A 6,434-nucleotide genomic window follows, 5' to 3' on the forward strand; every position below is an offset into this window, starting at 1 on the left:
TATTAACATTTTCAGAGTTAATATGACCTAATTTACTAGTTTGGCTTAGTAATAACTCTGCTGACATTTTTGGAATGAAAACAGGGATAAAAGAAATAATAAATAATAAAGAAAGTATAATAATCACTTTTTTATTCATCAAATGCCTCCAATAATTTAAAATATTGAAATATTATTGCTCAACTATCACATCGAGAAATGTGCGATAAGTCCAATCAGTAATAGTTGCCGATTTTATTCAAGTACGCTCATTAATATATATAAATGCATGATAAAACAACTATCCGTTTGGTATAGTTGATTTGTCAAGAATCAAACGTTTCCTACAGAAGATGTGTCCCCTATACGATAGCAAATCAGGCGCAAACGAAGCAACTAACAAATAAAATTAAATCTACATTTAAAGAACTAAATGTATTGAACCCTCATCGAAAAGCTGGTATTACCAAATCTTTTCGCTTTATCTGTGCTTATTTATTTCAGCTCACTTTCTGTTTAATCTTCGAAAATAAAAACGGGTTTTGAACACTTGATAGTAAGAAATCTGCGGGTATTCCAACTAAAGGCGCAGTCTATCGTTTCTTAAACCGTTCCACTTATTCACGAAGATGGTGCCTCCTTTTATTATGCGCACATTCGAGTGAAAAATTAAGTAAGCTTACGAATCATGAGCGGATCAAAGTTCTGATTGTGTGTGATTTTTCTCATGATAAAAATCGAAGTAAATCGGTTGTACTTTTGCACGTAGTTTTGACCACACTTATCAAAAAATACGCTTTTACAAAGGGGACAGGGTGCTTATTAGGTTGGTGTGATATTACAACGTTTATGACTGTAGATTTTTCTTTATTGAGTTCTATAAACAGTGTCATCATGGAATGGCACAGAACATTGACAAACGCAGCTTTGGATATAAGCGCCGTTTAGAAGCTTTACAAACGGTACCTAAGCAAATTCCAACAATAATTGGGTCAGTCGAATGAACACAGAAAATGAAACCTCTTATGTGCTGATAAACACTTAGTTTACGTATCAACCACTTATTATAGAGATCAACGCTCAAGGTCTTGATGTCATTGGCATGGCGAAAAACTTAAAGTAACGTTACCTGATTGAAAGATAAGAAAGTAAGTTTGAAGGAACTCTATTCATTTGCATCTACAGAATTCATTGGGACATTGAAGTCTTTTTCAAAACAACCAAGTCCTTATAAAAGCCACAAAATAGTTTCAAGGTCGTTAGTATGACTCCTTCATTCTCCATACCACCATCGTCATTACCAGATACATTATCCTCTTATGGCAGAATCGTTGTTGTACAGACAACTTGGACATTAGATGTGCCATTGCACTGAGATTACTGCTCTCAATTGGGTTACTGGACTCTTGCAATTACTTGAGATTCTTCAAGATGTCCTGAAGGAAAGTAACAAAAGAATTCAGAAATTCATTCAAAGTCAACTATAGCCCTAGATTGCGGGCTAATCTAATTACATCAAGGTCTACCTGCCTATTTAAGTATGTTAAAGTTGAGTTACTGTAATAAATTATTTTATAAAGGATTTTTCCTACTTAATTATTATACATTTTTTAATAGAGCTTGAAAATAGCAAAAAATAACTCTTTGGTGTTATACTGCCAAAATTAAAATGTATCCAGAAACTAGTAAACTCCAGAGTTTAAAATATAGATATTTTACTTCGTAACCAGTGTTGGTCAAGATAGTTGTAGCATTTCACTTGTTTGTTAGTGCACGAACCCTAGGGGTTACTACTGCGCTTCGCTTGGTGACCTTCTCATTAAAGAACAGAATAAATTCTGTTCTTTAATGAGAAGGAAAAGGAGGGGTTCGTGCTTGCCGAAGTGAGGCTTATTTGTTTCATCCTGTTCTACTTTTTCTTTCAAAGAATTTAAAGCCACCGAATGATGGGGACTTCAATCTCTTGTTGAGCAAGACTAACGCTCTGGCTGCTGTTGCTTCGCTCGTTTGTAAACTTCTTTTTGCTTTTTAGTATCTCCATGTGGAAACTTCTGTGATATTGTTCTCGAGTTACAAAATTAAATCCAATGTGTAAATGTATACAGTTATACCGATCCACAAATTTTAATGCCATTTATGTGCCCAACTCAGGTGTTTCAAACCCCTTATAGGCGAATTTGATTCTATATTTTTTAGCGTCCGAAACATCGCTTCAGAATAGGGATTATCGATACTTCCTCTGTGACTTGAATAAGAGGATTTGTACACCCAATTTTTCGAGTAACACCTGAAAGGTTGTTGCTTTCATAGGGCTTCCGATGTCTGAGTGTAATACAAGCGGTCTTCTCTGAATCTCTCACTCATGACCATCTTTTTGATTAACTCTCCAGCGTATTGTGACTCCTCTATTTCTCAAATTTCCCAACCTACTATTTTCCACTAAAAATATCGATAATTAAATGGAGTCGATAAATACATGCCTTTCATCGGCACATTTAATCACGTAATATCCCATATCCAAACCTGCTTAGACACTGTTGCTAAATGGATCTCTGGTAGTCTTCGTTCAGGCATTTTGCTTCTTCCTCTATGGTGTTTGCTATATATTTTGCTCACGAAGCACTCGATAGAAACTAGATTCAGAGGTAATATAAATACTCTGAACAGATAATTTCGGCACAATTTTTATGTCGGGGATAGATCGACAAATTCTTCTTTTTTCACAACCTCTAATATTTCTTGTTTTACCACTTGTGGTAGTTTAGTTTTCAATTCTAGACGTACTGCAATTGGTCGCCCATCTTCCTTATTTCCTCCTTGCGAATTCCACCGCTTATATATGAGTACACTAAGGTTCAATTCTTTACTCGTTAGGGATAATCGCTCACCATTTTGGTTAGCTTATTGGATGAGTTCTACTTGCCTCTTTACCGTCGGTAAAGGAATGAGAAAGACATTGTCACTATACTAATGATAAAAATATATCTAATTGAGCGATTCGTGTAGTGGAAGGTTGGCTTTTACCGATTTATCAATGAAAACAGGTACTACTTTCAAAATCCGTCCTGCATGCGGATGAAACTTATAAGCAAAGTCTTATCGTTCTGATGGTTAGTAAGTCAATCAAATGCATACAATTGGATATTCCGAAACTCGCAAAGTCGAGCAGTCTAGGGCGCTTTCCCCAAAAAAAGACGATTCATATCTACCAATTTTAGAAACTGTTCTACAATTGGCTTCGAATGTTTTGTCTCTCCTTCCGACGTTTCCCTAATGAAAGATGCTTAAATTGACTTTCTAACCGATACAATTGATCGCAATATTCAGCACCAAATTGTCCATCTTTGCTATCAACTTGGTTGGCCTAGAGTTTCCTTTAAATTTCACATCATCATGGGCATACTTACGGTCAGCTAAGTACTTACCTCTACCAGGTCTTACTCAAGGCTAACACCTGTTAGAGTTCGCCCATGCTCGGTGAGTAAATAGAGTATGCGCATGAAAAATTTCATGCTCCTCTCACAGATCCGTACGTGCGGGTCATCGCATATGGATCCTCCATGTTATTCCCCTTGGGAATACAGTTCTTTATGAATATCCACAAGAAATAATAACTTTTGTTCACGAAACCATTCAATAAGCAAAGCCGTGTGTACAGGTGTCGACATTGAACTCCTCCATCGATTCATTCTCAATTGAGGGAGTTCACCCTTCCACTTCTTTCTCGTTAAATCTTTATGAAGCTTTTTAATCTTCTCCCAACTTCTTAGCTGAATCATTTTAACCCTTCGTCTAATCCAACTATTTTGTTCTTTAAAGACCTTTGAAGAGAAACCAATCCCAAAATACTTACCCCATCCTCTTATTGCGGAGTTCACCTTATGTTTGATAAATTTTTCCATGTTTATGGTCAGGTTTTTTCTGGTTATCTTCTTCATTTTATCTTTAAATTTCTTGATGGATTTTTCTGAAGGGTTATGCCAATAGCCGTTGCTAAAGGAGTAGACTAAAAAAGTAAACTTTTCTTTTGTATTGTCCACAATTATCGTTTTCTCCAGATGTACGACCAGTCCTAATTCATTCTCTAAAAGCTTTCTACGGTTTTTAAGACTCTTTCTGCACTTTCTTGACCTGCAACAGATGACAAAGTCATCCGCATATCGAATCAAGCGATGTCCACGTGCTGTCATTAACTCGTCTAATAAATGTAAATAAATATTTGCCAGTAGTGGACTAATCAAGCCTCCGCCCGAAACCTCACGATACTCGCACTGTCCATCAGCTAACATTTCCGCCACAACGGCATGTAAGGGATTTACACCCTCTAGAAAAAAGCGCTGCCAAGCGGACAAAAGATGATTCTTGCGAAAGAATCACCTTAACAATAATCTGTAATACAAATGTTTAACCACAATATATAATCTATCTTTAAGTTTCCCTTTAGAAACTAAACTTGAATATAAAGATAGCTTTTTAGGGATTGTAATGCTTTGATTTGATATACCTATACAAATACAATAATCTAATATTTGAACAAATAATTCCTTATTTAAAATATTATTTTGTTCCTTGTTCCACTTCTTTAATTTAATTATTGTTTGAACAAGGAGCTCTTTCTCTTCTACTATTACTCCATAAGAGTGAACAAAAAAATCATTATACACTTTTAACTCACTCTCGTTTAACTCCACCCCATAATGGGCTAAGAGTCCTCCTCTTAAAGAAGCGATAAGATTCTTACGTTTCTCATTCTTTTCACGATTTGACTTTTTTGTAATATTGTCATGTCCCGTTCGATAGGCGATTAAAAATTCAGGAGTAATAGTAATTTTTCCAACCTTCGATAGCTGAGACCAGAACTCATAGTCTTGCGCAACAAAATATTCTTCGTTATAGGACAAGTTATATTTCCTTAATGTAGCCAATCGAATTGCTGAAGATGGGTTGGAAATAGGATCGAAGAACAGAAGCATAATATTTATTGCCATAGGTGAGGTATATTTAGCTTTAATTTTACGCTTGGATTTATCACTAAATTTAACATAATTACTACCAATTGCATCAATATCAGGATGGCTTTCAAAAAACGAAACTTGCTTCTCCACCCTTTCAGGAAAAGCTATATCATCAGAATCCATATTTATAAGATATTTACCTTTTGCTTCTTTCAGCCCCACGTTCCTAGTATACGGTATCCCCATATTTTTCGGATTGTGTAATAGACGTATTCTAGGATCATCATATTGATTAATAATGTCAATCGAATTATCAGTAGATCCATCATTAATCAATAAAATCTCTAAGTTATTATAAGTCTGGTTAATGATGCTATCTAGTGTTTCTTTAATGTAACTTTCACAGTTGTAAATCGGTATAAAAACTGTAGCTACCGGTGAATTCATTTAATTACACCTCTAAGTCTTGAATTATGAATTTTCTTGTATTAATTCTTCTCTATAAAATCTTTTAACAGTGTAAGCATTTTTACTTTTTGAGAAATAAAAGGCTTTGGTTCGAAATTATTCAAATTAGCAATGATTTCCTCGAGTTTTTCTCCCTCGTTCCAAGTTAGAATATGACCAGCGGATTCAAATACTTGTACAAGTTCTAACTGATGGTTATCGTTATGCTCTCCATGCGCTTTAAGACGCGGAGCAGCGATAACTTTCTTCCCTTTTTTTAAACCAGTTATGACAGAACCAGTTCCTGCATGGGTAATGATTAATCTTGCTTTATTAAACAATTCATCCATTTCATCGTAGCTTACAAAAGGTTTAATAAAAAGGACCTCACTACTATATTTTGTATGACCACTTTGGACAATAATCTCATCGTCTACTTTTCTCTCAAGTTTTATACGTTCAACTTCATCTAAAAGACGTGTAAATGGAAGTTCATGTGTACCTAATAATACTAATATCAATAGATTGTCCCCCCATAAATCGCTTTTGGATAAATTTCTTTCATAGATTCCCACTGTACAATAAATAAATCTGCAATAGGATAAATCATTTTACCAGATAGTGTTGGACTTTTTGATTTCGCAAAACTCTCAATAAATACCACCTTTTTACGAAATAATTTAGCAATATAACACATTGGAACAGCAGTATGAGCACCAGTCGTTATTACAATATCAGGTTTTACACGGAGGAAAATTAAAAATGATTTACCTATATTATAGAGAAACTTAAATAAATATCGAAAAAGGTAATTTCTTGCACCATAGACAAGAAAAGAAATCGGGTACTTATCCTTCAGTTTTAATGTAACATCATTTTTTTCCGTCACTAGATAATAATCATATTCCATAAATAGTTCTTCAAGGGATAGTAATTGGGTTAAATGTCCACCTACTGAGGAAATCAATAAAAGTTTTTTTTTTGATTCATGTTAATTTTACTCCTATCATTCATAGTCGTTCTATTTTTAGCAGTCTCTTTCGCAAATTATTA

At 34.7% G+C, this 6,434-nt stretch carries 4 protein-coding genes and 1 pseudogene; 1 reads left to right on the forward strand and 4 read right to left on the reverse strand.

The features are described from left to right. The first annotated feature begins 300 nt into the window (after positions 1 to 300). Positions 301 to 1,517, forward strand: a pseudogene (locus BMSHG_RS29535) (IS4 family transposase). Between the two features lie 2,025 nt (positions 1,518 to 3,542). Here the strand turns inward: BMSHG_RS29535 and BMSHG_RS26045 are convergent. From BMSHG_RS26045 to pssD, 4 genes are read right to left on the reverse strand one after another with little or no spacing between them, the layout of a single operon-like run. Beyond that, entirely contained in the window at positions 3,543 to 4,331 is a 789-nt protein-coding gene (locus BMSHG_RS26045) for a group II intron maturase-specific domain-containing protein (RefSeq protein ID WP_019154268.1), read from the reverse strand. Positions 4,332 to 4,352: 21 nt separating this feature from the next. Beyond that, positions 4,353 to 5,381 carry a glycosyltransferase family 2 protein gene (locus BMSHG_RS27085; protein WP_019154269.1) on the reverse strand — a complete coding sequence of 343 codons (1,029 nt, stop codon included), beginning with the start codon at positions 5,379 to 5,381 and terminating at the stop codon, positions 4,353 to 4,355. A gap of 41 nt (positions 5,382 to 5,422) precedes the next feature. Continuing rightward, complete coding sequence (gene pssE, locus BMSHG_RS09790; protein WP_019154270.1) at positions 5,423 to 5,902, reverse strand: PssE/Cps14G family polysaccharide biosynthesis glycosyltransferase; 480 nt, start codon at positions 5,900 to 5,902, stop codon at positions 5,423 to 5,425. Continuing rightward, positions 5,899 to 6,348 carry a PssD/Cps14F family polysaccharide biosynthesis glycosyltransferase gene (pssD, locus tag BMSHG_RS09795; protein WP_019154271.1) on the reverse strand — a complete coding sequence of 150 codons (450 nt, stop codon included), beginning with the start codon at positions 6,346 to 6,348 and terminating at the stop codon, positions 5,899 to 5,901. The genes pssE and pssD overlap by 4 nt, the downstream gene beginning before the upstream one ends. Between the last annotated feature and the right edge of the window lie 86 nt (positions 6,349 to 6,434).

This window comes from Robertmurraya massiliosenegalensis JC6 (assembly GCF_000311725.1).
GTDB lineage: Bacteria > Bacillota > Bacilli > Bacillales > Cytobacillaceae > Robertmurraya > Robertmurraya massiliosenegalensis.